Genomic DNA, 26,110 nt, shown 5'->3' on the forward strand with positions numbered 1-26,110 from the left:
CGAAACACGGATAGTGCGAATTGTTGCAATTTCGCACTACTAATTTCCGTGTTACGCAGCGTGATCCGATCAGCGCCGCCGAGGGCCTATGCGCTCTATCATCGCGAACATGATGTTCGACGTCATCGACAGGCTGGACAAGATATCCAGCGAGGAACAGGCCTTCGCGGAATTGCGAAAGGTCAGTGATTTCTTCGGCCTCAACGCTTTTGCAATCTCCGGGATTCCCGAGCCGCATGAAAAGATGGACCCTTATGTCCTTCTCAACGGCTGGCCGGAGGAATGGGCGGCGCGCTATCTCGAACGGCAATATTTCCGCATCGATCCCGTCATCCAGCGCACGCTGCTGTCGGACAACGCCTTCGTCTGGTCCGATGCGCTCGATCCCGCCAGTGTCGACAAGAGGGCGCTCGACTTCATGGGCGAAGCGCGCGACTTCAAGTTCATCGACGGCTTTTCGGTGCCCATCCATTCGATCATGGGCTTTCGCGCCATCGTGACCTATGCGGCCGAAGAGGTGGACATGCCCCAGGAGGGGCGAAGCGCGCTGCACATGATCTCGATCTATGCGCACAACAAGATCAAGGAACTGAAGAGCGACAACAAACCCCAACTGGTCAAGCGCAGTGTTCAGCTGACGCCGCGGGAACGGGAATGCATCTCCTGGTGTTCGGAAGGCAAGACGGCCTGGGAAATCTCCGCGATCCTCGGCATCTCCGAACGCACCGTGTCGCATATCCTCGAAAATGCGCAGCGCAAGATGAACACCACAAATCGTGTCCAGCTTGTCGCGGAAGCGTTGAGAGCCGGGTTGATTAGATAATTAGAAATAAGGCGTTCGGCGCTGTCAACTAGGTAAATCACCCCATAGAAGGGTTTCCTAAACCAGCAGAGACTCCCCCCTATTCAACGGGAGTCTCTAATGCTGAAAGTCGTTACTTCACAAAACATCGATGAAAACGCCCATCTGATGGAGAATGTTTGGCGTTTTCGTCATACGCAATTCGTCGAGCGCCTGGGTTGGCGTGAACTGAGGTCTGAAGACGGCCGCGAGCGCGACCGTTTCGACGACGATGACGCCGTTCATCTGGTGGCGGCGCGAGGCGACACGGTCGTCGGCTATACCCGGCTGTTGCGCACCTCCGGCCCGCATCTTCTCCGCGACGTCTACCCCGAGCTCATGCAGGGGCGTTCCTGGCCGCAGGAGGCCGACATTTACGAATGGACGCGCTGCATTTCGGACGAGAAAGCCGGTCAATTCGGCGGCGTTCAGGCGTCGCATCTGTTGATCACCGGCGTGCTCGAATTCTGCCTGTCCGCCGGCATTCGCGGCCTCGTCGTCGAGACCCATCCCAAGCTCGTCACCTGGATGCTCGAAACGGGTTATGAAGTGGAAACGCTCGCGGCGCCGCGCGACATCAACAGCGTGCCCGTCGTCGCCGTCCATATCGGCATGACGGAAAAGGCGCTGAAGCGCCACCGCGCGATGTTCGGCATTCGCGGTAGCGTGCTGGATATCGACGAGGATCTGATCAATCCTGTGACGCGCATGGGCCTTGTCAGGCCGTTCGGCCAACGCATCGACACGGATGCGATGGAGGTCGCCTTCCGCGCCGACGTCGATTTCACGGCGATGCGCGAAAGCTCCGGCGCGCGATCGAACTGAGCAGATCGAATAGATTGGAGGTGTGAGGACCGCGCGGATATTCCCCGAGATATCCGCGCAGATTGGCGACGGCGAAGCCGAGGATGATCACGGCGAAGCCCTGATGGGCCAATGCGAGACCGATGTCGACATGGGTCAACAGCGTGGCGACGCCGAGGCCGGCCTGCAGGAACACCATGCCGAACAGGATCACGCCGCGATTGGCGTGCGCTGTCGCCGGCAGACTGCGCAGAAGCCAGATCATGTTCGCAAGCGCCGCAGCGAACATGAGATAGGCGTTCATGCGGTGAACGAACTGCACCGTCTTGATGTTCTCGAACAGATTGAGCCAGAGCGGTTTCATCACCCAAAGGCCGTCCGGAATAATGGCTCCGTCGATCAGCGGCCAGGTGTTGAAGGCGAGGCCGGCGTCGAGCCCGGCCACCAGCGCGCCGAGATAGATCTGCAGCAGCACGAGAAACAACAAAGCGCCTGCGGCTTTGGCCTGCGGGCTTCTCGGCATCGCCTGTCCCGAAGGCGGCGCAAGCCCGCGCCAGACCCAGGCGATGGAGGCGAAGATCAGACAGGCCACCGTCAGATGCACCGCCAGGCGATACTGGCTGACATCGACCCGCTTGGCGAGGCCTGACGACACCATCCACCAGCCGATCGCGCCCTGCAGCCCGCCAAGGGCGAGAATGCCGGTCAGCGGCCAACGCAGCGATTTTTCAAGCCGTCCCGTGGCCCAGAAGAAGAGTAACGGCACGCCGAAGATCACACCGATCCAGCGGGCGATCAAGCGATGCGCCCATTCCCACCAGAAGATGACCTTGAACTCGTCGAGCGTCATGCCCTTGTTGATCTGGCTATATTCCGGGATCTGCTTGTAGAGCGCGAATTCCTCTTCCCATTCGGCGACGCTCAACGGCGGGATCGCCCCATGGATGGGTTTCCATTCGGTGATCGACAGGCCGGAATCGGTGAGACGGGTGGCTCCGCCCACCAGCACCAACGCCAGGATCGCGAGAAGAACGAAGCCAAGCCAGCTTCGAACGGCGCGGCGATTGGCCTCGGCGCGGTCAGAACGCTTGTCCGCGCCTTCATGGGCGTTTATGGCTGTATCGATCATGACGGGTCATCCTTTTGCACCAAGCTCTGCTATATCAAGTACGAGCCTGGCAAGACCCATAAGCGGGATGTGAGACAAAATGCCCAAGACGCTTCGCAAACTGATCGGCGTGGTGCTGATCATCGCCTTGGTCCTGATCTATGCGCTGGTCGCCACCACCGTGGCCGCCGCCACGCTGGGAGCCGCGCATTGGAGCGTGCACCTTCTCTATTTCCTCTTCACCGGGCTGCTCTGGATCCTGCCTGCCATGTTCATCATCAAGTGGATGGAACGCCCCGATCGTCCCAAGGCCTGATCGAGGCTGTGCACGATAACCCCGTGTTAACCCCGCTTTTTCAAAAAGACGCAGATTCGGACGGGGATTCAGTCTTTATTGGCCAAACAGCGCCTAGAACGCCTCAAATTCTCGTGATGGGAGTGTGGGGCCGTGTTGGCGGGACAGTCGAGGGCTAGTTACGTGGACATCACCGAAGGGGAGATGCCGCAGATCGCGAAGGAGACGCCGATGGGCGCCCCCGGTCTCTCCATGACCGTGCATACGGAGATGGAGCCCCTCGAGGCCGACTGGCGCGCGCTCGAAGCCGAAGCCCACAACTCACCCCATCAGGCCTATGACTATTGCCGCGCCTGGCGCGATAATTTCGAACGCCCGCTGCGCATCGTGGTCGGTCGTCTCGATGGACGCCTGGCCTTCCTGCTGCCGCTCGAGATCACCCGGGGTCGGCTGTTCACCCGCGCCCAGTTCATCGGCGCCGAACATTCCAACATCAACACCGGGCTGTTTTCGTCGGAATTCCTCGCCCGCGCCAGCCGCGAGACGATGAACGCCATTGCCGCCGACATGCGCGACGCGCTGACCGGCGTCGATTGCATCGTGCTGTCCAACATGCCCGGCCTCTGGCGCGACATGGTGATGCCGTTCACGCTTCTGCCGCATATCGCCAATCAGAACCACGCTTTCCAGCTCCGCATGAAGGCGAATTTCGTCGAGACGCTCGCGCAACTCAACGCCAAGCGCCGCCGCAAGAAATACAGCGTCGGCCACCGCCGGCTCGAAGCGCTCGGCGGCTATGAGCATATCGTGGCGGAGACGCCTGATGAAAAGCATGCGCTTCTCGACATGTTTTTCGAGCAGAAGGCCGCGCGGCTCGCCGAATTCGGGCTGCCGAACGTGTTCGCCTGCCCCAAGACCCGAGCGTTCCTGCACGCCACGCTCGATGCGCCGCAGGATGGGGCGAATTTCCCCCTGCGCATGCATGCGCTGCGGATGACAGGCGGCGAGTTCGCAGGCGAAACGCCGGCGATCGCCGGACTGACGCGCAAGGGCGATCATGTGATCGTGCAATTCTGTTCGATCGGCTCGGGGCCGACCACCGAGGCCAGCCCGGGCGAATTGTTGTTTCACCTGATGATCGAGCAGTACAACAAGGATGGCGGCGGGCTGTTCGACTTCGGCATCGGCGACATGCCGTTCAAGCGCTCCTGGTGCACCGATGAAACGGTGCAGATCAACGTGGCGATCCCGGTGACGCCGGTCGGCAGGCTGGCGGCGCTGAAGGAGGAAACCGCCACGCGGCTGAAAACGCTGATCAAGCAGAACCCGGCGCTCTATCAGTTCCTGCAGCGCATTCGGTCGCGGTCTCATCCGGCTCCCGCCGCCGAAGATTGACGGCAGGCCCCTGCTCTTCCGAAATGATCAGGCGGCGCGGCGGCGCTTTTCCATCGCAGCCGGACGCGACGACGACAGCATCAGCATGACATCTTCGAAACCGGCATCCAGGAAGGCCGTCGCGGTCGCTTCGATTTCCGTCGGCTCGACGTCGACGCCCGAAAGGATGATGTCGATATCGCCGGCGCGGGCGATGCGGCTGACGGCGCGGGGATCGGCGGCGCCACAGTCCACGATCACGCAATCATAGGCGCGGGCCAGTCCGCCAAGCACGAGCGCGATCCGCTCGACGCCGCGCATGGCCTGGCGAGGATCGGCGTCGCCCTGCGGCACGATATGGGCTTCGCTGTCGATATCGGCATGGATGATTTCGCTATAGGCGGCGTCTCCGACCAGAAGATTGGTGACGCCCGGCAGCGAACGTTGCTCCGCCATCAATTGTGTCGGGATCGCCGCGCCGGTCATATCGACCAGGACCACGCGACCGCCGCGCTCGGCCATCAGCCGCGCCAGGCCGACGACAGCGGCCGAACCTTCGTCACCGGACAGAGACACCGAGGCAACCAGCGAAATGCCAGCGCCGATCAGATGCTCAGCGACCGCTTCGCGCGAGAATTCATCGTCGACAGGCGGCGCTGGGGATTCGTCTGGCGCTGCGTCTTCGGCTTCCGGATCCTCGTCGTCATCGAAAGCCAGAAGGCTTTTCGCCGGAGCGGATTTCGCGACGGCGCGTTGTGGTTCGGCGCGGGTCACGGCCTTCTGAGGCTCGGATGTCGGCTCAACGGTCAGATCCTCATCCTCCTCGATATCCGTCTCGTAACGGACCGGGCGGATGGCGCGGCCGGAGAAGAGTTCGGTGAGCAGGATGAAGACCGAGCTCAGCACGAAACCCGCCAGCGCGGTGACGATGGTGATCGGCAGCGTCTTCGGGAAATAGGGCTCGGTCGGCATCGGCGCGCGCGAGATGATGCGGGCATCGGCAGGCGTCGCGTTCATGTCCTTCTCGCTCATCGCCTCGCGATAGCGGGCGAGATAGGTTTCGAGAAGCTGACGTTGAGCGGCGGCCTCGCGTTCGAGCGCGTTCAGCCCGACCCGCTTCTCCTGCGACGTCGCGGTGTCGGCCTTGACCTCGCCGAGCTGCTTCAGCAATTGCTGTTCGCGCAATTTCGACACCCTCGCTTCGCTTTCGAGGCTGGCGAGGATCTTGCGGGTTTCGGTCTGGATCTGCTCGCGGATGCCGGTGAGCTGCGACCTGAGCCCCTTGATGCGGGGATGGCCGTCGAGAAGCTGGGTGGAGAGATCGGCTATCTGGCCCTCGATGCCCGACTGCGTTTCCTTGAGGCGCTGGATCATCTGCGACCCGACGACTTCGCCGAGCGTATCGGCTCCACGGCCGGATTTCAGCGCGGTGCGCACGGTCTCGGCGCGCGCCTCGGCATTGGCGCGATCGCCGCGCACGCGGGCGAGCTCCTGGGAAATGTCGTTGAGCTGCTGTTCGGAGAAGGTCGATTGCTGGCCTGTCTGGAAGAGATCGGACTGCGAGCGGTATTCGGCCACTTTCGCCTCGGCGTCGCGAACTTTCTCGCGAAGATTGGCGATCTCGGGCTCAAGCCACTTCGCCGTCTCGTTGGTCGAGTCGAGTTTGGCGCCGGCCTGCAGCGACAGATAGACATCGGCGATGGCGTTGGGGATGGCGTTGGCGAGCGCCGGGTCCTTGGAGGAGAACTGGATGGCGATGACGCGCGACTTGTCGACCTGATAGACCTGCAGTTTCTTGGCGAACTCACCCAGCACGCGCTCGTCGGGCGGCGCGTCGAGCGGGTTCTTCATCAGGCCGAGCATGACGAAGAAGCGGGTGGCGATGGAGGGGTCGGCGCTGGGATCGAATTCCGGCCGCTCATAGAGCTTGAAGTCGCGGGCAATCTTCTTGATCAGGTCGGTGGATTGCAGAAGCGCTACCTGAGAGGCGACGCCCGCCTCGTCGAGAACGCTGCCGACGGCGCTCGGATCGCTCGGACGGCGAGCGAGTTCCGGGGAACGCTCCTCGATCAGCACGCGGGCTTCGCTCTGGTATTTGGGAGACACCACGCTTGCGCCGGCAAAGCCGAGCGCGCCCAGGCAAACAGTGGAGGCGAGCACGAGCATGCGCCGGCGCCAGATCGCGCCGAACAGGCCCGCGAGATCGATATCCGCGTCTTCTCCGTTTTTCCAAGCGCCGGACATAGTTCACTCCACCAACAAAATATGACTGGAAACCTAAACAAACGCGGTAAGCAAACCCTTAACGGCGGGCGCTTTAACGGCGGCTTCAAAAAAACGTGAGAACAACCAGCAGGTTTACCGATCATTAACCCTACCAGATGGATAACGAAACCATAGCAGGGGCGAACCTCGTTCCCCCTCTCGCATTCAACCCGCCGGCCCTGCCGGCGTTACCTCGGAGCCCGTCGACCATGCCTGCCGTCCTTTCCTGGCGCAGACTGCCGATCGCCATGTTGCTGGCCGCCGCCGCTTTCGCGACGTCGTGCACATCCTACAGACCGGCGCCGAAATCCTTCAACGAAGCGACGATCCAGCCCTACCGCATCGACAGCGGCGACCGGCTTCGCATCACCGTCTTCGACCAGCGCGACCTGACCAACACCTATTCGGTGGATCAGGCCGGCTATATCTCCTTCCCGCTGGTCGGCTCGGTGCCGGCGCGTGGGCGGACGCTTCAGGAACTCGAGGGCCAGCTGGCCGCCAAGCTCCGCCAGGGCTTCCTGCGCAATCCCGACGTCTCCATCGAGGTCGATCGCTACCGCTCGATCTTCGTGATGGGCGAAGTGGGGCAGCCGGGCCAATTTTCCTATGTGCCCGGGATGACCGTACAGAACGCCATCGCGGTCGCAGGCGGCTTCTCGCCGCGCGCCAACCAGGCCAATGCCGACATCACCCGCAAGATCAATGGCGAAGTCCATACCGGCCGCGTGTCCATTTCGGATCCGGTGATGGCAGGAGATACGATTTACGTCCGCGAACGTCTGTTCTAGGTTCGCGGCCGATGGAGGACCGACCGCTCAGGATCTTGCACTGCTTCCGCTCGCCGATCGGCGGGATCTTCCGGCATGTGCGCGATCTGGCTCGCGAGCAGGCGGCAGCCGGCTGTGAAGTCGGCGTCATCTGCGACAGCTCCACAGGCGGAGAACACGAGGAGAAACTGTTCCAGACCATCATGCCGCATCTGGCGCTCGGGTTGACCCGAATGCCGATCGACCGTTCGGTGTCGGTGCGCGACATTCCGGCGTTCTGGAGAAGTTATAAACAAATCAGGAGCTTGCGGCCGGATATTCTGCATGGACACGGCGCCAAGGGCGGCGCGATGGCCAGGCTAGCCGGCACAGCCTTGCGGGTGAACAGGTATCGCGTATCCCGCCTCTATTCGCCGCATGGCGGCAGTCTGCACTTCGACCCGACGCGGCTGTCGGGTTGGCTGGTGTTTCGCCTGGAACGTATCCAGGAATGGGCGACCGACGCTATCGTCTTCGTTTGCGAATTCGAGCGCGACGCCTATCACGCCAAGGTCGGCGTCCCCTCCGTGCGCAGCGAGGTCGTCTATAACGGCGTCGGTGAAAGCGATTTCGAGCCGAATACGCCCAATCCCGACGCGGCCGATTTCCTCTATGTCGGCATGCTGCGCGATCTCAAGGGACCCGACGTCTTCGTCGACGCCTTCGCCCGGACCGAAAGGCTGTTGCGTCGGCCGCTGAGCGCCATGATGATCGGCGACGGCCCGCAACGCGACGACTATCTCAACATGATGACGGTGCGCGGTCTCGGCCAGCGCATCAAGATGGCTCCGGCGATGAATATCCGCGAAGCCTTCAAGCTCGGCAAGACCGTGGTCGTGCCCTCGCGCGCCGAGGCGATGCCGTATATCGTGCTCGAAACGCTGGCTGCGCGAAAGGCGCTGATCGCGAGCGATGTCGGCGGCATCGCCGAAGTGCTCGGCCGAGACAGCCGTGCGCTCGCGCCTCCCGGAGACGCCCAGGCGCTCGCCGAAATCATGGCGGAGAGCCTCACGGAGGCCGAATGGGCCGCACGCAACATGCCGCAGCCCGAACATTTTCACGACGTGTTTTCCTCGCAGAACATGGCTGCGAAAATCACCAGTCTCTACAAGGAGTTGGCGGCGTCTTCTTAAATAGAGAGTCGTTAACCACGTCCCAATACGGCACGAGCGCCCCACGTTGCGTAAGCGTTTCTTAGGGGCTTGTCCCTATGCTCGGTCCAACCCGAAGCACGACCGAGACACGCAATGACCCAGCCTGAAAAGCAACCGGAAATCGATATCGACGCCCTGCGCAAGCAAGTGTCGGAAAGCTCGATCGACGCCGCGCGCCCGGGCGAAGCGAAGGCCGAACTCAACGACTTCGCCAAGCGAGTGGCCGCGCAGTATCGCGACGACAAATATTCGCCGACCATCATGCGCGGCATGTTCCGCCTGTTCGACCTGTTGATGCTGGCGCTGGCCGGCAGCATCGCCAATTTCGGCCTGCGCGACGGCGAGGCGGCCCTGGCGCAATCGGGGATGACCTTCCTCGCCGCCGGTTTCGCCGTGCTCGCGATGCAGGCTTTCGACTGTTACCAGATCCAGAACCTGCGCACGCCGCGCCGTATGGCCTGGCGCAACGCCGCAGGCTGGCTGATCGGCTTCACGGCTGCAATCGGCATAGACGAATTCCTGATCGGCGGGATCAGCGCCGGCACGGTGGCCCTGTGGTTCGGACTCGGCCTCGCCTACCTGACCGCAGCACGGCTTTCACTCGCCGGTCTTCTGCGTCACTGGCTGCGCAACGGCATTCTCGAGCGCCGCGCGGTGATCGTCTGCGGCGGCAAGCCCGCGCAGGATCTCATCCGCTCGCTCGAAAGCCAGCCCGACAACGACATCCGCATTCTCGGCATTTTCGACGACCGTCTCGACCATCGCTCGCCCGAGCTGATCGCCGGCTATCCCAAGCTCGGCACGGTGGCGGAACTGGTGGAGTTCACCCGGCTCGCCCGCGTCGACATGCTGATCATCTCGCTGCCGCTGACGGCCGAACAGCGCATCCTGCAATTGCTGCGCAAGCTCTGGATCCTGCCGGTCGACATCCGCATCGCCGCTCATTCCAGCAAGCTGCGTTTCCGTCCGCGCGCCTATTCGCATATCGGTCGCATGGCGATGCTCGACGTGTTCGACAAGCCGATCCGCGACTGGGACTCGGTCGCCAAGCGCGCTTTCGACCTGGTTTTCGCAACATTCGCCATCGCATGTCTCTGGCCGGTGATGATCGGCGCCGCGATTGCGGTGAAGGCGACATCCAAGGGGCCGGTGTTCTTCAAGCAGAAGCGCCACGGTTTCAACAACGAGATCATCGACGTCTTCAAATTCCGCTCGATGTACACGGACATGGGCGACCAGAGCGCCACCAGAGCCGTGACCAAGGGCGATCCGCGCGTGACCCCGGTCGGCCGCTTCCTGCGCAAATCCTCGATCGACGAGTTGCCGCAGCTGTTCAACGTGCTGAAGGGCGATCTGTCGCTGGTCGGTCCGCGACCGCATGCGGTCGCCGCGCGCACGCATGACCGCATCTACAACCAGATCGTCGAGGGCTATTTCGGTCGCCACCGCGTCAAGCCCGGCGTGACCGGCTGGGCGCAGATCAATGGCTGGCGCGGCGAGATCGACAGCGACGAAAAGATCAAGTTCCGCACCGCCTACGACCTCTATTACATCGAGAACTGGTCGCTGTTGCTGGATCTCAAGATCCTGTTCCTGACGCCGTTCCGGCTGCTCAACACGGAAAACGCCTATTGACCGCCCTCGCCGTCTCCCAACCAGACGCCTTCCGCCCCGGCCGCGCCACCGCGCGGATGATCGGATCGGGTCTGGTTGCCTTCGGCGTTTTCCTGTCCGGCTTCGTCATCAACGAGCCTGCCCCCTATGAAGTGTTCATGGCCGGGCTCATCGGCCTCTGGTTCATTCTCGGGCTGAAGATCTCGCGCACCACCGGCGTGCTGCTGATCTTCATGCTGCTCTATATGGTCGGCGGCATGCTGTCGCTGACCCAGATGACCAAGGGCGTCGTCGAGGGAGCCATCTATCTCGCCGTCACCTTCTTTCTGGCGCTGAGCTCGGTGTTCTTCTGCGCCATCATAGAGGACGACCATCGCCGCCTGACGCTGATCTTCGACGCCTGGACGGCGGCGGCGGTGATCACCGCGCTGCTCGGCATTCTCGGCTATTTCAACGCCTTCCCGGGCTCGCATGTATTCACGCTCTATGATCGCGCCAAAGGCGCGTTTCAGGATCCGAACGTGTTCGGCCCCTATCTGGTCTGCCCGGCGCTCTACCTCATCCACGGCATCCTGACCGGCAAGATCAAGCATCTGCCCATTCGCGCGGGGTCCTTGGCGATCCTCACTTTCGGGGTGTTCCTGTCCTTCTCCCGCGCCGCCTGGGCGATGTTCCTGTTCTCCGCCATGATGATGGTGGCGATCATGTTCATCAAGGAACGCTCCGGCGCCTTCCGGCTGAAAGTGCTGGTCATCGTGCTTTCAGGCGCGGTCCTCGGCGTGGTCGCCATCATCGTGGCGCTGCAGATCCCGCAGATTTCCGACCTTCTGACCCAGCGCACCAAGCTGGTGCAGGATTACGACGGCGAACGGCTCGGCCGTTTCGCCCGCCACCAACTCGGCTTTCTCTCGGCCATGAGCCAGCCGCTCGGCATCGGGCCGATGGTGTTCTCCACCATCTATCCAGAGGACGAACACAATATCTGGCTGAAGTCGCTGACCACCTATGGCTGGCTCGGGCTCCTGACCTATCTCGGTCTCGTCTGGTCGTCGATCTGGTTCGGCTTCAAATACATGTTCCGCAACAGGCCCTGGCAGCCCTTCCTGGCCGCCGCCTGGATCGTGCTTTGCGCCCATGAACTGATCGGCAACGTCATCGACACCGATCACTGGCGCCATCACTTCATGCTGTTCGGCATCGTCTGGGGCTGCGCGGCGCTTGAGCATCGCCACCAGAAACAATTGGCGCGCGCAGGCGCGGGACGGACGTGATGTCGGGCAATCAATCTCTCAACATCCTCCAGGTCATCGAACCGAGCGGGGGCGGCTCCGGCCGGCACTTCAACGATCTCTGCGGCGCGCTGACAAAGCGCGGGCACCGCATCACGGCCATCTATTCGCCCATGCGCGCAGAGGAGCGATTCGTCGACGAGTTGATGAACCTCGGACTTGCCGGCGTGCATGCCGTGTCGATGACCCGCAGCCCCTCGCCGTCCGACATCAAATCCTGGCGGGAGATCGGCAAGATCATTGCGGCGCATGGCCCCTTCGACATCATCCACGGGCATTCGTCGAAGGCGGGCGCGCTCACCCGCCTCAGGGCGCCGGGCGCTCATATTCCCCGGGTCTATACGCCGCACGCCTTCCGCACCATGGACCCGACGCTGGGCGCCCGGGGACGGCAGATCTTCGGCGGCATCGAAAGCCTGTTCGGGCGCTATTTCACCGACGCGCTGATCTGCGTCTCCGAGGACGAACTGATCCATGCCCATCATGATCTTGGCATCCCGCAGGACATCCTGCATCTGGTGGTGAACGGCGCATCCTCGCCGCCGAGCGGCCGGCGCGCGGAGATCAGGGCGCGTTGCGGATTGCGGGACGATGCCCTGGTGTTCGGCTTTGTCGGCCGTCTGTGCGAACAGAAAGCGCCGGAGCGGCTGGTCCGCGCCTTCGGCCGGGTCGCCAGACAGCATCCGGACGCGCATCTCCTGATAATCGGCTCCGGGCCTCTCGAAGACATGACGCGCGCCGAAATCGCCCAGAGCGGCGCGGCCGACCGTATCCGCCTGGTTTCGGACATTCCCGGCCCCGAAGCCATGCAGGCCTTCGATCTTATGGTCATGCCGAGCCGCTACGAAGCGATGTCCTATGTGATGCTGGAGGCCGAAGCCTGCGGCCTGCCGATGGTTCTGACCCGCGTCGGCGGCGCGACGACGGTGGTTGACGACGGCGAAAACGGGCTGCTGGTCGCCAATGAAGACGATCCGACAAATCTGGCCGGTGCGCTGACCGACGCTATAGCGCCGGAACGATTGCAGCGCCTTCGCCTTGCCGCCGCCTCCAGGCGCGACCGGCATTCGCTTGATCGCATGACCCATCAAACGGACGCGGTCTATCGCAGCATCGTCGAGCGCTGAGAGGGGCCGCCCCTCCGCCGTCCTGGTCCAGAACTGCGCCATGACGAAACGCCGGACGGCGCCCACGCCATCGTCGATTCATCATCACGGGAGCGCCGCCTCATTTTCGACGGAACGTCCGCCTTAATTCTCCGTTCAGACGTCGTGGAACCGGAGGCGGACATGGAAACGGGGCTTGTGGAATGGTGTCTTGTCGCCGGCATAGCCGCAGGATGGCTCATCCGTTTCGCGTCCGATATGGGGCTCCTTCCATAGCGCCGGGCAGCGGGACGAACGGAGCCGCCCGATAGGCTCGGGCGGCGACCGCGTGGAAGAACATCGGATGATGAGCAGTTCATTCAGCCCGCTTGCGGCCCGTGATCATCGCCCGGACCAGATTTTCCTTATGCTCGATGCTCGCCAGCACGACCCCGGCGATGTGAAGACCGACCAGCACGAGCGTGGCGTTCACCAGCACTTCATGGGCGTCTTCCACCCATTCCACGCCCCAATAGGCGTCCGTCGTCATCATATAGCCTGTTGCCGCGATGCCGGAGATGACGAGGATGAGCGCAATCACCATGGCCCCGCCGGCGGGATTATGACCGAGATAACGCTTGGCGCGCAGAAACAGGCTGTCCCGGAGAAAGCGAGCAATCGTCGTCGGGCTGTAAATGAAGCTGGAAAAGCGCGCATGCCGCGTTCCGACCAGGCCCCAGACGATGCGAATGGCCAGCAGGCCGATAATGGCGTAACCGGAGAGGATATGCGCCTGTTTCCACTCGTCACCGGTCAAATAGGATAACGCGAACAGCGCCACGAGGCTCCAATGGAACAGTCGCACCACGGGATCCCATACTTTGACCGTCGGCGGCGAGCCCTTGCTCGCCGCATATCCCTTCAACAATGTGCGCATGGTCATTCGCTTTCATGGCCGACGAGCGCGCCCGTTTCCGGATTGAACAACGCCTCGACCTTGGCGCCTTTGGCGTCGACGGCGTAGACTTCGTAGCAGCTACCCTCGACCTTCACCCGGCGCACATCGAGACCGGCCGCCTTGGCCTTGTCCTTGATCGCGTCTTCGCTCAGCCATTTGTCCTTGGCGGCTTGTGTGCAATTCTGGTCTTCTTCGGCGCGGGCCATTCCGGCGGATGCGGCGGCAATCAGAAGTGTGGCAAGGATGATCTTGTTCATAGTGTCTACTCCATCTGGGTCCCAGGAGCCTTGTGCTCGTCTGGTCGAGACGGAAGCTAGCCGCGCGAAGCTGACGGTCGCCTGATGGAGATTGTCAGCTTCTTGTCATCTCGGTTGCGCTATCACTCGGCGATGCGCCGTGTTCCCATCCTTGCCCTCATCTCTTTCCTCCTCGCCTGCGCCGCGCCGCTTTCGCATCCGGCGCGCGCCGATGACAGCCATGCCCAAAGCGAGCATGAAGAGGAGGACGTGTCGCGCGACGCGTTGCGACGGATGGTTCAGGACGGCAAGATCCTGCCTCTGGGCGTTCTGAAGGCCAAAGTTCTGGCGCAGGCCCCCGGCGAATTGATCAATGTCAGTGTCGACCGCGACGAGGGCCGTATGCTCTACGAATTCCGGATCCTCACCAGCGGCGGCAAAGTCACCGAAGTGGAAGTCGACGCCGCCACCGGCAACATCATCGAAATCGAGAACGACTGATGCGCGTGCTGCTCGCTGAAGACGATCCCCTCATCGCCCGCGACGTCGCCGCGCAGCTGACCAAAGCGGGGTTTACGGTCACGCACGAAAAGGACGGCGAAGCCGTGCTCTATGCCGGCGAAACCGAAGATTTCGCCGCCGTTATCCTCGATCTCGGCCTGCCCTCGATCGATGGGTTGACGATCCTCAAGACATGGCGAACGCAGGGCCGCATCATGCCGGTGATCATTCTGACGGCGCGGGGCAATTGGGAGGAACGGGTCGAGGGCATCAATGCCGGGGCCGACGACTATCTCGGCAAACCGTTCCGAATCGCCGAACTCATCGCACGACTGCATGCGGTGCTGCGGCGCTCTTCGGGACAGGCCAGCGCCATCCTGTCCTCCGGCTCGCTCTCCATCGACACGCGAAGAAGATCCGTCGCCGTCGACGGCCTTCCTGTGGACGTCACGCCGCTCGAATATAAATGCCTATCCGTGCTGATGCAGAACAGGGATCGGGCGGTCTCGCAGATGGAGCTGACCGAACAGCTCTACACGCAGGATTTCGAGCGGGAGAGCAATTCGGTGGAAGTGCTGATCGGCCGCCTCAGAAAGAAGTTGGGGCGCGACGTCATTCTCACGCGCCGAGGCTTCGGCTACCAGATCGCCTCGGACCCGACGTCATGAGGTCGCTGCAAAGCCGCTTCATCCTCACCTCGGTGATCGCCGTCACCATCTGTCTCGGCATTGCCGGCGCGGCGCTGCTGCACATATTCGCCGAGAGCTACAGTTCGCGCGTGCAGAAGGAGCTCACGGGGCATATCAACCGGCTGGCCGCCGTCATCCGCTTTGCGCCCGGCGGCGCAATCGAAGCGCCCGAGGGGGGACTTGCCGACAATCGCTCGCTACTGCCCTATGGCGGCCTCTACTGGCAGATCGACGATCCCGCCTCCAGCCGCGAACTGCGCTCGCCATCCCTGTTCGACTATGCGCTGCCGCTGCCCAGGGATGCGCATCCGGTCGGCGTGATGCATCAATATCGCTTGCCGGGTCCGGAGGGTCGGGATGTGCTGGTGCAAGAGCGCGTGCTGGCCCTGAACGCGCCTGAAGGCGTGCGCGCTGTGCGCATCGCGGTTGCCGTCGACGCCGAAGAGGTCGACACTGCCCGCGCCGCCTTCGCGCTCGACATTCTCCCCTATGTCGCCGTTCTCGCCGCGTTGCTTGTGCTCATGTCGATCGGCCAGCTCTGGATCGGCTTGCGGCCGCTCGAGCGGATCGGTCGCGACCTGGAGGCGATCCGCGACCGGCGCGCCAACCGCCTCGCCGGCACTTATCCCCGAGAAATCCAGCCGCTTGTCGATCGGTTGAACCGGCTGCTCGAGAGCCAGACCGAGATCATGGAAAAAGCGCGCGGCCGCGCCAGCGATCTCGCGCATGGGCTGAAGACGCCGCTGACCGTGCTGACCAACAACGCCCTGACGCTGCGCGACAAGGGCGAGATCGAGATGGCGGATGAACTCGACCATCTGGCGGATGCGATGCTCTCGCATGTCGAACACGAACTAGCCCGCGCCCGCATCACCCCGAGCCCCGAACAACGCAGCGGGGACGCCGATGTCGCCAGGATCATCCGCGAGACGATCCACATGCTGCAGCATACGGAAGCCGGCGAACGCCTGATATGGCGAAGCGATGTTCCTGACGACATGACGGTCCCGCTCGACCCGCATGATTTTCGCGAACTCGCCGGCAACCTCCTGGAAAACGCCGCGAAATGGGCCCGGGCCGAAGTTGTTGTCACGGCAACGAAGACGGACGACGGCTTTGAGCTGAAGATCGAGGATGATGGCCCCGGGGCAGCGCCCGAACGCTTGGCGGATCTTCCGCGCCGCGGCCTGCGGCTCGACCTGATCAAGCCTGGTTCCGGGCTGGGTCTGGCGATCGTTTCGGAAATCGCGAGCGTTTACGGCCTGAAGTTGACGCTGGACAATCGCGAGGAAGGCGGCTTCCGGGCTCGGGTCGCGTCGCATGATCCAGCATCGCAGTGACGCGCATCGACGTCCCGACGCGCCGGCGCTCAAAGCCTAAATATGATTTTGATTTTTTAGAGAAAACGTCGGAGTGGCGGGATTCGAACCCACGACCCCTTGACCCCCAGTCAAGTGCGCTACCAGGCTGCGCTACACTCCGTACGACGTTTTCGAACTGTCCAAGGACAGTTTCAGGACTTTCCCACAACCGCTCCGATGTCGCCACCGGTGTCGCGCTCGATGCGCCGCGTTGCGTTCAGACCTCGCCCTAAGGCTTGGGTTCGTTAGACTTTCCCTGCGGAAGAAGCAAGAGCAAAATGTTCCGCGCCCATGCTTTTCCGTCGACATTCTCGATCTCCGGCCGGTTTTCCACTTCCCTGCTGTTGGTCGGAACGGGACGGGGCGAGCGCGTTGCAAACTTGGAAAACATCTTTAATGTGCCGCAGACTTAGTTGGGCGCCGGGGGCAGTACTTGGGTCGTAGAGGCGCGATGATGGACGGTTCGACGTGGCGAACATTGCCCGCATCGCTCGTAGCGCTGCGGTGGGGCAGTCTTTTGCTGCCGCTTCTGGTCAGCATCGTCTGGGCCGTATTGAGCCATAACGCGGCCGAACGGCAGGCGATCGCGACAGCGCGTTCGAACGCCTATCTGATCCAACAATTCCTGGAGCGACTGGCGCAAACCCATACGCTTGTTCATCAGGCCGTGCGGGAGCGCGCCCAGGGCGAAGACCTAGCCTTTCTGAGATCACGAAGCTTTCACCTCTTTCTCGAGGGAATGGAACAGTCTCAGAAAAACAGCCTTGGCCTGTTGATAGTCGGCTTCGATGGCGAACTGATCGCCTCCAGCCGCTCCTATCCTATCAAGGCGAAGTTCGGACGGCGGGACTACATAGATGCGATCCGCGACGGGCAGCAAATTTACGTGGATCGGCTTCTGCTCAATCAGGGCAAGAACGACGCGATCATCTTCGCCCAGCCCTTCGTCGTTGAGGGATTTTCAGGCGTCATTGTGTCCGCCGTAGCCGTCGAGGCCCTGCGGAGTTATCTTCAGACAATCGCCGAGGAAAACGGTAATGCGGCGTCGGTGACACGTACCGACGGCATGCTGCTCATCCGGAATTTCGTCTCCCCGCCAATGATGCTTCCGCGGGATGCCGGGGTCACAATGGCACTGAGAAATGGCGCCGACATCCTCCGCGCGGTCGCGAAGACCGACGGCGTAGAGCGAATCTATGCAATTTCTCGCTTGCCCGAACTGTCGCTTACAGCAAATTATGGCATTACCACGAGGTCGATCCTCGTTGGATGGGCCTATCAGATCGGGCCGATTCTCGGAGCGCTCTTGGCGCTTGGCGCGATCGGATTCGTGCTGGTCGGCAAGGTGAGAAGCGACTGGGCCGCACAAAGCTCGCGGCAGGAAGCCGAAGAATCCCGACGCCGGAGCGAGGACGCCGAGAAACTCGCAAGCGAACGCGAGCGGTTGATGCAGGAGCTCAATCATCGCGTCAAAAACAACCTGGCGCTGGTCGAAGCGATGATCGGCATGCAGATGCGTCGGCAAAGCGCGATCGACGGCGCGGAATTACGCGCCAGGGTGCATGCGATATCTGAAGTTCACGATCTTCTTTATCGCGCCGGCGGCGATTCACAGGTCGACCTCGTCAATCTGATCGAGCAAATTAGCCAAAGTCCGGCGATCATTCCCGATGAAAGAAGTATCGCCGTGGCTTTTCTCCATGCTGGCCCCGTACGCCTGAAAGCCGACCGGGCGACTCCGCTTGCGCTGATCGTCACGGAGCTTCTCACAAATTCCGTCAAGCACGCCTTTGCCGACAGGAACGATGGAAAGATTGACATCTGTCTCGAAAGATCCGGTGGAGACATCGCCCTGAGCGTTCGCGACAACGGGGTCGGTTTCCAGGAGACGACGGAGCGCAGTTCTGGCCTCGCAATGGTCCGCGCCTTCACTCAACAGATCGGCGGCGCATTCGAAATCTTGCGCCAGGAGGGTCAGGGGGCGCATTTCGTCATTCGCTTTGCCGAGGACGACGAGATTTCTCAGTAATAGATCGGCGCGACAGGACCGCCGTCATCCTTCTCCGGAGCATTGAGGCTGTCGCAAATCTTCACCCAGAGAGTGCGCTTTGCGCGGCGCTGTTCAGCGGCATGGGGCATGGCGTAGACGGGACCCGAGACGGGCCAGGAATCGCGTTCGCGGAGCGGGGAACGGATCGATGCGCTGATATTCATGGAGACCTCCCTGGCTATGCGGCATCAACGCCGGGCCCGGATCAAGGTTCCCGTCGGTTAGCGAATTAGCGCACCTGGTCGAGCAGCCGCTTGCATTCCAAGAGATCGAACAGGGCCTCCTGCAGCAGCGCCCGGTCTTCCTTGCTCATCATGCCGCTCGAACCGCTGAAAGACGGTTCGTCGTCTCCGCCGCTGATGAGGCCGAAGAAACGGCGGGTGGCGGGCGGCTTCGGACGACCAACCAACTGGTCATCGTCGGACAGGATGCCCTTGGGCAACGCATGCGAAATCGGCGGCGCGATCGAAATCTGCAGCGGAGGCGGCGCGTCTTCGGGCTCGTCGCGGCTCTGGGCGGCGAGCGCCTCCATGGTGGCGAGATCGCCGGAGGCGGCGGCGGCGACGAACTTGTTGCCGTTGGTCTTCAGCAGTTTCTGCACGCCCTTGATCGTATAGCCGTGATCATAGAGCAGATGACGGATGCCCTTGAGCAGTTCGACATCGTCGGGACGGTAATAGCGGCGACCGCCGCCGCGCTTCAGCGGCTTGATCTGCGGAAATCGCGTCTCCCAGAAGCGGAGCACATGCTGCGGAAGATCCAGGTCTTCGGCGACTTCGCTGATGGTGCGAAACGCATCCGGACTTTTTTCCATGTTTCAAAAAACTCCGCTGTCGCCGCAGTCACGGGCCCGATCTCGATTGATCGGGCGCTGGCCGATGTCAGCCCTTCTGTTCGGCCGTCTTCGCCTCGGCCGGTTTGGCTTTCGCCTTGCGCGCCAGATGGCTCTTGAGGATGCGGTTTTTCAGCACGTTGGATGCCTTGAAGGTCATCACGCGACGCGGAGAAATCGGCACTTCCTCCCCGGTCTTCGGGTTGCGGCCGATGCGCTCGTTCTTGCTGCGCACCTGGAAGGTCGCAAACGAGGACAGCTTGACGCTTTCCCCGCGAACGATGGCGTTGCAGATCTCGTCGATCACCGTCTCGACCAGTTGCGCGGACTCAGTCCTCGACAACCCGACCTTGCGAAAGACCGATTCCGCCAGATCCGCTCTCGTCACAGTCTTGCCGCTCATGATCCCCCGCCTGATCTATCAACTATGTGAAAATCATAGCGGAGACTATTGTTGTTGTCGGGCGGGGTCAAGCGCCCGACGAAGCATCAAAGCGGGATTTTCCTTGCTTTACCAGCGCAGTAGCACCGAGCCCCAGGTAAATCCTCCGCCCATGGCTTCCAGAAGCACGAGATCGCCCTTCTTGATGCGGCCATCGCCTGCCGCTACGGCAAGCGCAAGCGGAATCGACGCCGCCGAGGTATTGCCGTGCTGGTCGACCGTCACGACCACTTTTTCCATGGGAATGCCGAGTTTCTTGGCCGAACCTTCGATGATGCGGACGTTCGCCTGATGCGGCACGAGCCAGTCGATCGCCTCGAGCGGCGATTTCACCGCCTCGAAAGCGTCGACGATCACATCCGTAATCATGCCGACGGCATGTTTGAAGACCTCGCGGCCCTCCATGCGCAGATGGCCGACCGTGCCGGTGGACGACGGGCCGCCATCGACATAGAGTTTGTCCTTGTGGGAGCCGTCGGAGCGCAGATGCGCGGTCAGCACGCCGCGGTCGTCGCTCGTCCCCTCACCCTCACCGGCTTCCAGCACCAGCGCGCCGGCGCCGTCGCCGAACAGAACGCAGGTGGTGCGGTCGTTCCAGTCGAGAATGCGGGAGAAGGTTTCGGCGCCGATCACCAGCACGCGTTTGGCGAGGCCACCGCGGATATAGGCGTCGGCGGTGGTGACCGCATAGACGAAGCCGGTGCAGACCGCCTGCATGTCGAAGGCCGCGCCATGCTTCATGCCCAGGCGATTCTGGATATTGACGGCGGTGGCCGGAAATGTGTTGTCCGGCGTCGACGTGGCGACGACGATGAGATCGATGTCGTCCGGCGTCAGTCCAGCATTGGCAAGCGCCGCGCGCGCCGCAGCCTCGCCGAGCGAGGCCGTGGTTTCACCCTCGCCGGCAATGTAGCGCTGGCGTATGCCGGTCCGCTGCACGATCCATTCGTCGGTGGTGTCCACCATGGATTCCATTTCGCGATTGGTGACGACGCGCTTCGGCAGGGCCGAGCCGAACCCGCGCACGATCGATCGGATCATTTTCACAGCATCCCGTTGGCGTTTTCATCCTGGGGGTCCGAGGGCGGGACCCGCAGGGTATGGTATTTCCTCAAGTCCGCGTCAATTTTCTGCAGCAGACCGTTGCGGACCATGTCATATCCGACCTTGATGGCCGCCGCATAGCCCTCGCCATCGGTTCCGCCATGACTTTTTATAACAATCCCATTCAATCCGAGAAACACGCCGCCATTGACCTTGCGCGGATCCATCTTCTCCCGCAGCACGTCGAAGGCGCTCTTGGCGAGCAGATAGCCGATCTTGGCCATCAGGCTGCGCTTGATTGCCGCCTTCAGGAGATCAGAGATCTGCCGCGCCGTTCCCTCGGCGGCCTTCAGCGCGATATTGCCGGTGAAGCCTTCGGTCACCACGACATCGACGGTGCCTCGGCCGATATCGTCGCCCTCGACGAAACCGTGATAATCAATGGTGTCGAGATTGGCCTCGCGCAGCAGACGACCGGCTTCCTTGACCTCTTCCTGGCCCTTGATCTCCTCGACGCCGACATTGAGCAGGCCGACGGTGGGCTTGCGCACTTCGAACAGCGCCCGCGCCATCGCGCCGCCCATCAGCGAGAAATCGAGAAGCTGCTGACTGTCGGCCCCGATCGTGGCGCCGATGTCGAGCACGATGCTCTCGCCGCGCATGGTCGGCCAGATGCCGGCAATGGCGGGACGCTCCACATTCGCCATGGTGCGCAGGCAGAATTTGGACATCGCCATCAGCGCACCAGTATTGCCCGCCGAGATCGCAGCATCGGCTTCATCGAGCTTCACCGCCTCGATGGCGCGCCACATCGACGAAGCGTAGCGGCCGCGGCGCAACGCCTGGCTCGGCTTCTCATCCATGCGGATCGCGACATCGCAGTGGTGGAAGACCGAACGCTCCTTGAGCTTCGGATATTTCGCCAGGATCGGCTGGCAGACATCTTCCTGACCATAAATGATGAACTGGATGTCCGGCTGTCGCAAAAGGGCGATGGATGCGCCTTCGAGGCAAACTTCAGGGCCGAAATCGCCCCCCATGGCGTCAATGGAAATTCTGATCACGTCGTTTCTGATCCCTGTTAGCCCGAGGCGTGAGCCTCTGCCATTGCGGCCAAAATAATGTTTTCGGCCCTACTTACAACCCCTTTGGCGATCCCTTCGGAACGCCGCTCGGGCGGCGCTCCGCGGCGCGGCGGCTTTGCTATTTGTCGAGCTTCATGGATTTGAGCACCGCGAAGGGCGAGGGTTTCTTGTCGTCGGCCGCAGTGGATTCGATCCGGTTGGCAAATTCCGCGCCCGGCTTGCGCGGATAAGGATCGAGCCCCATCGCGGCGAGTTCCGCCACCAGTTCGCCGACGTCGATCGCATCGCCGACGAAGGTCTCGGGCAGGTCCGGACCATCGGGATCGACGACGAGTTCGCCTTCGTCATTGGCGGGAATGCGGGCGAGCGCAGAGCCTTCGGGCACGAAGATCTGGTCGATCTCCTCGACGAACTCGCTCTCGACCGGCTCCAGCGTCACCACGCAAGCCTGGGTGACGCGGCCGCGCAATTCGCCGAACACCTTGACGCCGTCCTTTTTCCAGCGGCGCAGCTTGAGATCGGCGCTCAGCGCGTCGACCGACAGCACCTGCCAGAGGTCGGCAAGCGCCTTGAGTTCGCGGGCGTCGGCTTCGACATGCACTTCGATCGGATTGTGCGACACATGCCCGACCTTGACCCGATAGGAAAAGGGCGCGTCGGTGGATGTCTTGCTCATGATGGGTCTCCCGCTGCGACGGTCGGGATCGGAGCCTCGCCGCGCAGCACTGTTTCGGCCGGAGCGGCTTTGAAGTCGCGTTCCGCCGCGATCATATAGTCGGCGAGCCAGCGCATGGAAAGCGCCGTATCCGCGGTTTCAGGGTGTAAATTCCGTTTCAGCGCCGCTTCCAAAGCGTCTGCGTCACTGGCATTGAGCGCCGCGCCGTAGGAATCGAGACGGCCGTAGAACATCTGGGCCAGCTTCTTCAGGCGCTTGGGCACCCCGTGATCGCCGACGCCGAGCTCGCGAATCGAGTGATCGAGATCCTCGAAAAAGGCGTCCGCCACATATTGGGCGATGTCCTTGGCCTTGCCGCCGATCTCGGCGGTGCGCCGGAAATAGAGAATCAACAGCAGCGAGATCACCTCGAACCGGCCGATCACCGTATCCGGCGCATTGCCCTCTATAAAGAAGACCGGCCGGCGGCCGGCGTCGGTCAGCAGGGCGTATTGCCTATAGGCTGCGTCGCGCTCTGGGTTATTTTTCCGAAACAGGCTGAAGATCATCAATTTGCCCTGATTTGGCCTTGTGAAATCGGATGCGAGGGACAAGCGCCATGTTGCATCCTGCCGAAAGCTGGTTTACCGAAGCAGGCATGAAATGCAATGGCGTTGGCTTATGTGGCGACTGGATCGGCGTTTCGCCAGATGTCGTAGCCGAACGTCGCGAATGCCCGCCCTCGGGTCATGAGCTTGGGAGATGTCGTTGAAAATGCAGATTCAGCAAGGCCGGGCGGGTAAGGCAGCGAGCGTGGTCCTTGCGGTGTTGATGACGACCGTGGCGCTTTCCGGATGCCAGACCGGTGAAATCATCAAGAATGGCTATGTTGTCGACGAGCAGACGCTGGCGCTGGCTCCTGTGGGCTCCAGCCGCGAACAGGTGCTGTTGTCGCTCGGCACGCCGTCGTCGACCGCGACCTTCGACACCGAAGTGTTTTACTATATCTCGCAGGAGCGCACGCGCTCGGTCGCCTTCATGAAGCCGAAGCTGGTCGATCAGTCGATCATGGCGGTCTATTTCGACAAGGACGGCGTGGTTTCGCGCATCGCCCATTACAAGCTGCAGGACGGTCGCATCTTCGACATGATCTCGCGCACCACGCCGACCGGCGGCACCGAAATGACCTTCCTGATGCGCCTGCTTCGCGGCGGCATCAATCCGGGCCAGCAGGTCCAGCAGATGCTGGGCGGCACGAATACGCAGGGCAACCCTTACTAAGGCGCAGCCCTCGCCTTCAAATGACAGAAGCCGCGCAGGTCTTGCGCGGCTTCTTCGTTTTCAGGTTATGCGTCTCAGGCCAGCACGGCCAGCAGCAAGAGCGCGACGATGTTGGTGATCTTGATCGCCGGATTGACGGCGGGGCCGGCGGTGTCCTTATAGGGATCGCCGACAGTGTCGCCGGTCACCGAAGCCTTGTGGGCGTCCGAACCCTTGAGGTGGCGCACGCCGTCCTTGTCGACGAAACCGTCCTCGAAGCTCTTCTTGGCATTGTCCCAGGCGCCGCCGCCCGAGGTCATGGAAATCGCCACGAACAGGCCGTTGACGATGACGCCGAGCAGCGAGGCGCCGAGCGCAGCAAAGGCCGAAGCCTTGGAGCCCGAGATCAGCAGCACGCCGAAATACACGACGAGCGGCGCCAGCACCGGCAGAAGAGAAGGCACGATCATTTCACGAATGGCGGCGCGGGTAAGGATGTCCACGGCGCGACCGTAATCGGGTTTGTCGCGGCCCTCCATGATCCCTGGCTTTTCACGGAACTGACGACGCACTTCCTCGACGATCGACCCGGCTGCGCGGCCCACCGCCGTCATGGCGATGCCGCCGAACAGATAGGGGATCAGTCCGCCGAAGATCAGACCTGCGACGACATAGGGGTTGGAGAGATCGAAGGAGATCGGTCCGACATCGGCGAAGTAAGGATATTGCGCGGAATTGGCCGCGAAATATTGCAGGTCGTTGGAGTAGGCGGCGAACAGCACCAGCGCGCCGAGGCCGGCGGAACCGATGGCGTAGCCCTTGGTGACCGCCTTGGTCGTGTTGCCGACGGCATCCAGCGCGTCGGTGACCTTGCGGACATCGGGCGGCAGATGCGACATTTCGGCGATGCCGCCGGCATTGTCGGTGACCGGGCCGAAGGCGTCGAGCGCCACGATCATGCCGGCGAGGCCGAGCATGGCGGTAACCGCGATGCCGGTGCCGAACAGGCCGCCCAACTGGTAGGTGGCGATAATGCCGCCGACGATGACGATCGCCGGGAGCGCGGTGGATTCGAGCGACACGGCGAGGCCCTGGATGACGTTGGTGCCATGACCGGTGACGGAGGCCTGCGAGATGGAATTGACCGGGCGCTTGTTGGTGCCGGTGTAGTATTCGGTGATGACCACGATCAGCGCCGTGACCACGAGCCCCACGAGCGCGCAGAGGAACAGGCTGGTTCCGCTGATCATCGCGCCTTCCTTGCCGAAATCGCCCCAACCGACGGTGAGCGACGTCGCAGCCCCGATCGCGACGACCGACAGGACGCCGGTGGCGATGAGGCCCTTGTAGAGAGCGCCCATGATGTTGTTGGACGGGCCGAGCTTGACGAAGAAGGTGCCGGCGATCGAAGTGAGGATCGATCCGGCGCAGATCGCCAGCGGATACATCATCGCGCTTCCGAGCGCCGGGGTTCCGGCAAAGAAGATCGCGGCGAGAACCATGGTCGCCACCACCGTGACGGCATAGGTCTCGAACAGGTCGGCCGCCATGCCGGCGCAGTCGCCGACATTGTCGCCGACATTGTCGGCGATGGTGGCCGGATTGCGCGGATCGTCTTCGGGAATGCCCGCCTCCACCTTGCCGACGAGGTCGCCGCCGACATCGGCGCCCTTGGTGAAGATGCCGCCGCCGAGGCGGGCGAAGATCGAGATCAGCGAGGCGCCGAAGCCGAGCGACACCAGCGCGTCGATGACTTCGCGGCTGCCGTCTTCATGGCCGAGCACATCCGTCAAAATGAAGAAATAGACCGCCACGCCGAGCAGCGCGAGACCGGCGACGAGAAGGCCGGTGATCGCGCCGGACTTGAAGGCGATGTCGAGGCCTTCAGCCAGGCTGCGCGAGGCCGCCTGCGCCGTGCGCACATTGGCGCGCACCGACACATGCATGCCGATGAAACCCGCAGCGCCAGAGAGAACCGCGCCGATGAGAAAGCCGAAGGCCGCCGCGGCCGACAGCAGGAAAAAGGCGAGAATGAAAACGACGACGCCGACGATGGCGATTGTGGTGTATTGGCGGGCCAGATAGGCCTGTGCGCCCTCCCGAATATAACCTGCAATTTCCTGCATGCGAGCGTTGCCCTGATCGGCCGCGAGGACCGATTGCGTCGCCCAGATCGCATAGGCTACGGACAGGAGCCCGCAGACTATGACGCCAAACATGATGCTCATTCCCAGTTTCCTCCACAGTGGCGGCGGATGGGATATCCGCCGGTCAGGAAACGGGCTCGACTACTCCCCTCGTCGCCCCCGCTCCTTTCGACACCGGGAGAGTGCGGCGCGACTCCCGGGACGTCAAGGGTTCG

At 62.3% G+C, this 26,110-nt stretch carries 26 protein-coding genes and 1 tRNA gene; 14 read left to right on the forward strand and 13 right to left on the reverse strand.

Features of this window, described 5'->3' with window-relative positions; all coding sequences use genetic code 11:
- The first annotated feature begins 88 nt into the window (after window positions 1-88).
- Both E8Q41_RS24580 and E8Q41_RS24585 read left to right on the forward strand, forming a co-directional pair.
- Entirely contained in the window at window positions 89-823 is a 735-nt protein-coding gene (locus E8Q41_RS24580) for a LuxR family transcriptional regulator (protein WP_137158204.1), read from the forward strand.
- Between the two features lie 99 nt (window positions 824-922).
- On the forward strand, window positions 923-1,666 hold the full coding sequence (locus tag E8Q41_RS24585) for an acyl-homoserine-lactone synthase (RefSeq protein WP_137158205.1): 744 nt from the start codon (window positions 923-925) through the stop codon (window positions 1,664-1,666).
- Here E8Q41_RS24585 and E8Q41_RS24590 read toward each other — a convergent pair.
- Entirely contained in the window at window positions 1,626-2,774 is a 1,149-nt protein-coding gene (locus tag E8Q41_RS24590; protein ID WP_137158206.1) for a COX15/CtaA family protein, read from the reverse strand. The genes E8Q41_RS24585 and E8Q41_RS24590 overlap by 41 nt on opposite strands.
- Window positions 2,775-2,853: 79 nt before the next feature.
- Between E8Q41_RS24590 and E8Q41_RS24595 the strand changes: the two genes are divergently transcribed.
- Together E8Q41_RS24595 and E8Q41_RS24600 are read left to right on the forward strand one after the other, a co-directional pair.
- Window positions 2,854-3,069 carry a DUF2842 domain-containing protein gene (locus E8Q41_RS24595; protein WP_137158207.1) on the forward strand — a complete coding sequence of 72 codons (216 nt, stop codon included), beginning with the start codon at window positions 2,854-2,856 and terminating at the stop codon, window positions 3,067-3,069.
- Between the two features lie 162 nt (window positions 3,070-3,231).
- A complete protein-coding gene (locus E8Q41_RS24600) occupies window positions 3,232-4,443 on the forward strand; it encodes a GNAT family N-acetyltransferase (RefSeq protein WP_137158208.1) in 1,212 nt (403 codons plus the stop codon).
- A gap of 27 nt (window positions 4,444-4,470) precedes the next feature.
- Here the strand turns inward: E8Q41_RS24600 and E8Q41_RS24605 are convergent, their stop codons facing one another.
- A complete protein-coding gene (locus E8Q41_RS24605) occupies window positions 4,471-6,666 on the reverse strand; it encodes a Wzz/FepE/Etk N-terminal domain-containing protein (RefSeq protein ID WP_137158209.1) in 2,196 nt (731 codons plus the stop codon).
- Window positions 6,667-6,935: 269 nt separating this feature from the next.
- Here E8Q41_RS24605 and E8Q41_RS24610 point away from each other — a divergent pair, with 269 nt between their 5' ends.
- From E8Q41_RS24610 to E8Q41_RS24630, 5 genes are all read left to right on the forward strand, one after another.
- A complete protein-coding gene (locus E8Q41_RS24610) occupies window positions 6,936-7,475 on the forward strand; it encodes a polysaccharide biosynthesis/export family protein (RefSeq protein ID WP_246660314.1) in 540 nt (179 codons plus the stop codon).
- An 11-nt stretch (window positions 7,476-7,486) separates the two neighbouring features.
- On the forward strand, window positions 7,487-8,626 hold the full coding sequence (locus E8Q41_RS24615; RefSeq protein WP_137158211.1) for a glycosyltransferase family 4 protein: 1,140 nt from the start codon (window positions 7,487-7,489) through the stop codon (window positions 8,624-8,626).
- A 114-nt stretch (window positions 8,627-8,740) separates the two neighbouring features.
- Window positions 8,741-10,282 (forward strand): undecaprenyl-phosphate glucose phosphotransferase, encoded by a 1,542-nt coding sequence (locus E8Q41_RS24620; RefSeq protein WP_137158212.1) that lies wholly within the window; start codon window positions 8,741-8,743, stop codon window positions 10,280-10,282.
- Complete coding sequence (locus E8Q41_RS24625; RefSeq protein ID WP_137158213.1) at window positions 10,279-11,532, forward strand: O-antigen ligase family protein; 1,254 nt, start codon at window positions 10,279-10,281, stop codon at window positions 11,530-11,532. The genes E8Q41_RS24620 and E8Q41_RS24625 overlap by 4 nt, the downstream gene beginning before the upstream one ends.
- Entirely contained in the window at window positions 11,532-12,677 is a 1,146-nt protein-coding gene (locus tag E8Q41_RS24630; RefSeq protein ID WP_137158214.1) for a glycosyltransferase family 4 protein, read from the forward strand. Before E8Q41_RS24625 ends, E8Q41_RS24630 begins: the two co-directional genes overlap by 1 nt.
- A 334-nt stretch (window positions 12,678-13,011) precedes the next feature.
- Here E8Q41_RS24630 and E8Q41_RS24635 read toward each other — a convergent pair whose 3' ends face one another.
- The gene (locus E8Q41_RS24635) at window positions 13,012-13,572 is read right to left on the reverse strand and encodes a cytochrome b/b6 domain-containing protein (protein ID WP_137158215.1); all 561 of its coding nucleotides are present in this window, start codon (window positions 13,570-13,572) and stop codon (window positions 13,012-13,014) included.
- Between the two features lie 2 nt (window positions 13,573-13,574).
- Window positions 13,575-13,850 carry a PepSY domain-containing protein gene (locus E8Q41_RS24640; protein ID WP_137158216.1) on the reverse strand — a complete coding sequence of 92 codons (276 nt, stop codon included), beginning with the start codon at window positions 13,848-13,850 and terminating at the stop codon, window positions 13,575-13,577.
- 132 nt (window positions 13,851-13,982) lie between these two features.
- Here E8Q41_RS24640 and E8Q41_RS24645 point away from each other — a divergent pair, with 132 nt between their 5' ends.
- Genes E8Q41_RS24645 through E8Q41_RS24655 form a run of 3 tightly spaced genes read left to right on the forward strand, consistent with a single transcriptional unit; the run spans window position 13,983 to window position 16,359 of the window.
- Window positions 13,983-14,330, forward strand: coding sequence for a PepSY domain-containing protein (locus E8Q41_RS24645; protein ID WP_137158217.1), 348 nt, complete (start codon window positions 13,983-13,985; stop codon window positions 14,328-14,330).
- Window positions 14,330-14,998, forward strand: a complete 669-nt coding sequence (locus E8Q41_RS24650; RefSeq protein WP_170976607.1) for a response regulator transcription factor — start codon at window positions 14,330-14,332, stop codon at window positions 14,996-14,998. The genes E8Q41_RS24645 and E8Q41_RS24650 overlap by 1 nt, the downstream gene beginning before the upstream one ends.
- Entirely contained in the window at window positions 14,995-16,359 is a 1,365-nt protein-coding gene (locus tag E8Q41_RS24655; protein WP_137158219.1) for a HAMP domain-containing sensor histidine kinase, read from the forward strand. The genes E8Q41_RS24650 and E8Q41_RS24655 overlap by 4 nt, the downstream gene beginning before the upstream one ends.
- 68 nt (window positions 16,360-16,427) lie before the next feature.
- On the opposite strand, the gene E8Q41_RS24660 is transcribed toward E8Q41_RS24655, so the two are convergent.
- Window positions 16,428-16,501 (reverse strand) — tRNA-Pro (locus tag E8Q41_RS24660).
- A gap of 330 nt (window positions 16,502-16,831) precedes the next feature.
- On the opposite strand from E8Q41_RS24660, the gene E8Q41_RS24665 reads away from it, so the two are divergent.
- Window positions 16,832-18,409, forward strand: coding sequence for an HWE histidine kinase domain-containing protein (locus E8Q41_RS24665; protein WP_137158220.1), 1,578 nt, complete (start codon window positions 16,832-16,834; stop codon window positions 18,407-18,409).
- On the opposite strand, the gene E8Q41_RS24670 is transcribed toward E8Q41_RS24665, so the two are convergent.
- The 7 genes from E8Q41_RS24670 to E8Q41_RS24700 all read right to left on the reverse strand — a co-directional run bounded on the left by E8Q41_RS24670 (window position 18,403) and on the right by E8Q41_RS24700 (window position 23,057).
- Window positions 18,403-18,594 (reverse strand): hypothetical protein, encoded by a 192-nt coding sequence (locus E8Q41_RS24670; RefSeq protein ID WP_137158221.1) that lies wholly within the window; start codon window positions 18,592-18,594, stop codon window positions 18,403-18,405. The genes E8Q41_RS24665 and E8Q41_RS24670 overlap by 7 nt on opposite strands.
- Before the next feature lie 65 nt (window positions 18,595-18,659).
- Entirely contained in the window at window positions 18,660-19,244 is a 585-nt protein-coding gene (locus tag E8Q41_RS24675; RefSeq protein ID WP_137158222.1) for a MerR family transcriptional regulator, read from the reverse strand.
- 67 nt (window positions 19,245-19,311) lie between these two features.
- Window positions 19,312-19,665 carry an integration host factor subunit alpha gene (locus tag E8Q41_RS24680; RefSeq protein WP_137158223.1) on the reverse strand — a complete coding sequence of 118 codons (354 nt, stop codon included), beginning with the start codon at window positions 19,663-19,665 and terminating at the stop codon, window positions 19,312-19,314.
- Window positions 19,666-19,773: 108 nt separating this feature from the next.
- On the reverse strand, window positions 19,774-20,745 hold the full coding sequence (locus tag E8Q41_RS24685) for a beta-ketoacyl-ACP synthase III (RefSeq protein ID WP_137158224.1): 972 nt from the start codon (window positions 20,743-20,745) through the stop codon (window positions 19,774-19,776).
- 2 nt (window positions 20,746-20,747) lie between these two features.
- Window positions 20,748-21,812, reverse strand: a complete 1,065-nt coding sequence (gene plsX, locus E8Q41_RS24690; protein WP_137158225.1) for a phosphate acyltransferase PlsX — start codon at window positions 21,810-21,812, stop codon at window positions 20,748-20,750.
- Between the two features lie 139 nt (window positions 21,813-21,951).
- The gene (locus tag E8Q41_RS24695; RefSeq protein ID WP_137158226.1) at window positions 21,952-22,509 is read right to left on the reverse strand and encodes a DUF177 domain-containing protein; all 558 of its coding nucleotides are present in this window, start codon (window positions 22,507-22,509) and stop codon (window positions 21,952-21,954) included.
- A complete protein-coding gene (locus tag E8Q41_RS24700; RefSeq protein ID WP_137158227.1) occupies window positions 22,506-23,057 on the reverse strand; it encodes a ubiquinol-cytochrome C chaperone family protein in 552 nt (183 codons plus the stop codon). Before E8Q41_RS24700 ends, E8Q41_RS24695 begins: the two co-directional genes overlap by 4 nt.
- Window positions 23,058-23,250: 193 nt before the next feature.
- Here E8Q41_RS24700 and E8Q41_RS24705 point away from each other — a divergent pair, with 193 nt between their 5' ends.
- Window positions 23,251-23,769: an outer membrane protein assembly factor BamE gene (locus E8Q41_RS24705; protein ID WP_137158228.1), complete on the forward strand. Its 519-nt coding sequence runs from the start codon at window positions 23,251-23,253 to the stop codon at window positions 23,767-23,769.
- Window positions 23,770-23,843: 74 nt separating this feature from the next.
- Here E8Q41_RS24705 and E8Q41_RS24710 read toward each other — a convergent pair whose 3' ends face one another.
- Window positions 23,844-25,976 carry a sodium-translocating pyrophosphatase gene (locus E8Q41_RS24710; protein WP_137158229.1) on the reverse strand — a complete coding sequence of 711 codons (2,133 nt, stop codon included), beginning with the start codon at window positions 25,974-25,976 and terminating at the stop codon, window positions 23,844-23,846.
- Window positions 25,977-26,110 lie beyond the last annotated feature (134 nt).

Source organism: Rhizobium sp. FKL33 (assembly GCF_005222915.1).
Classification (GTDB): domain Bacteria; phylum Pseudomonadota; class Alphaproteobacteria; order Rhizobiales; family Rhizobiaceae; genus Rhizobium_E.

Bases quoted from the DNA above. Each gene is read 5' to 3' on its own strand.
- E8Q41_RS24635 (WP_137158215.1), bottom strand. From the start codon at position 13,572: ATGCGCACATTGTTGAAGGGATATGCGGCGAGCAAGGGCTCGCCGCCG.
- E8Q41_RS24595 (WP_137158207.1), top strand. From the start codon at position 2,854: ATGCCCAAGACGCTTCGCAAACTGATCGGCGTGGTGCTGATCATCGCC.
- E8Q41_RS24655 (WP_137158219.1), top strand. From the start codon at position 14,995: ATGAGGTCGCTGCAAAGCCGCTTCATCCTCACCTCGGTGATCGCCGTC.
- E8Q41_RS24670 (WP_137158221.1), bottom strand. From the start codon at position 18,594: ATGAATATCAGCGCATCGATCCGTTCCCCGCTCCGCGAACGCGATTCC.
- E8Q41_RS24630 (WP_137158214.1), top strand. From the start codon at position 11,532: ATGTCGGGCAATCAATCTCTCAACATCCTCCAGGTCATCGAACCGAGC.
- E8Q41_RS24590 (WP_137158206.1), bottom strand. From the start codon at position 2,774: ATGATCGATACAGCCATAAACGCCCATGAAGGCGCGGACAAGCGTTCT.
- E8Q41_RS24685 (WP_137158224.1), bottom strand. From the start codon at position 20,745: ATGATCCGATCGATCGTGCGCGGGTTCGGCTCGGCCCTGCCGAAGCGC.
- E8Q41_RS24695 (WP_137158226.1), bottom strand. From the start codon at position 22,509: ATGAGCAAGACATCCACCGACGCGCCCTTTTCCTATCGGGTCAAGGTC.
- E8Q41_RS24640 (WP_137158216.1), bottom strand. From the start codon at position 13,850: ATGAACAAGATCATCCTTGCCACACTTCTGATTGCCGCCGCATCCGCC.
- E8Q41_RS24645 (WP_137158217.1), top strand. From the start codon at position 13,983: ATGCGCCGTGTTCCCATCCTTGCCCTCATCTCTTTCCTCCTCGCCTGC.
- E8Q41_RS24605 (WP_137158209.1), bottom strand. From the start codon at position 6,666: ATGTCCGGCGCTTGGAAAAACGGAGAAGACGCGGATATCGATCTCGCG.
- E8Q41_RS24665 (WP_137158220.1), top strand. From the start codon at position 16,832: ATGATGGACGGTTCGACGTGGCGAACATTGCCCGCATCGCTCGTAGCG.
- E8Q41_RS24710 (WP_137158229.1), bottom strand. From the start codon at position 25,976: ATGAGCATCATGTTTGGCGTCATAGTCTGCGGGCTCCTGTCCGTAGCC.
- E8Q41_RS24610 (WP_246660314.1), top strand. From the start codon at position 6,936: ATGTTGCTGGCCGCCGCCGCTTTCGCGACGTCGTGCACATCCTACAGA.
- E8Q41_RS24585 (WP_137158205.1), top strand. From the start codon at position 923: ATGCTGAAAGTCGTTACTTCACAAAACATCGATGAAAACGCCCATCTG.
- E8Q41_RS24650 (WP_170976607.1), top strand. From the start codon at position 14,330: ATGCGCGTGCTGCTCGCTGAAGACGATCCCCTCATCGCCCGCGACGTC.
- E8Q41_RS24615 (WP_137158211.1), top strand. From the start codon at position 7,487: ATGGAGGACCGACCGCTCAGGATCTTGCACTGCTTCCGCTCGCCGATC.
- E8Q41_RS24680 (WP_137158223.1), bottom strand. From the start codon at position 19,665: ATGAGCGGCAAGACTGTGACGAGAGCGGATCTGGCGGAATCGGTCTTT.
- E8Q41_RS24675 (WP_137158222.1), bottom strand. From the start codon at position 19,244: ATGGAAAAAAGTCCGGATGCGTTTCGCACCATCAGCGAAGTCGCCGAA.
- E8Q41_RS24580 (WP_137158204.1), top strand. From the start codon at position 89: ATGCGCTCTATCATCGCGAACATGATGTTCGACGTCATCGACAGGCTG.
- E8Q41_RS24700 (WP_137158227.1), bottom strand. From the start codon at position 23,057: ATGATCTTCAGCCTGTTTCGGAAAAATAACCCAGAGCGCGACGCAGCC.
- E8Q41_RS24620 (WP_137158212.1), top strand. From the start codon at position 8,741: ATGACCCAGCCTGAAAAGCAACCGGAAATCGATATCGACGCCCTGCGC.
- E8Q41_RS24705 (WP_137158228.1), top strand. From the start codon at position 23,251: ATGTCGTTGAAAATGCAGATTCAGCAAGGCCGGGCGGGTAAGGCAGCG.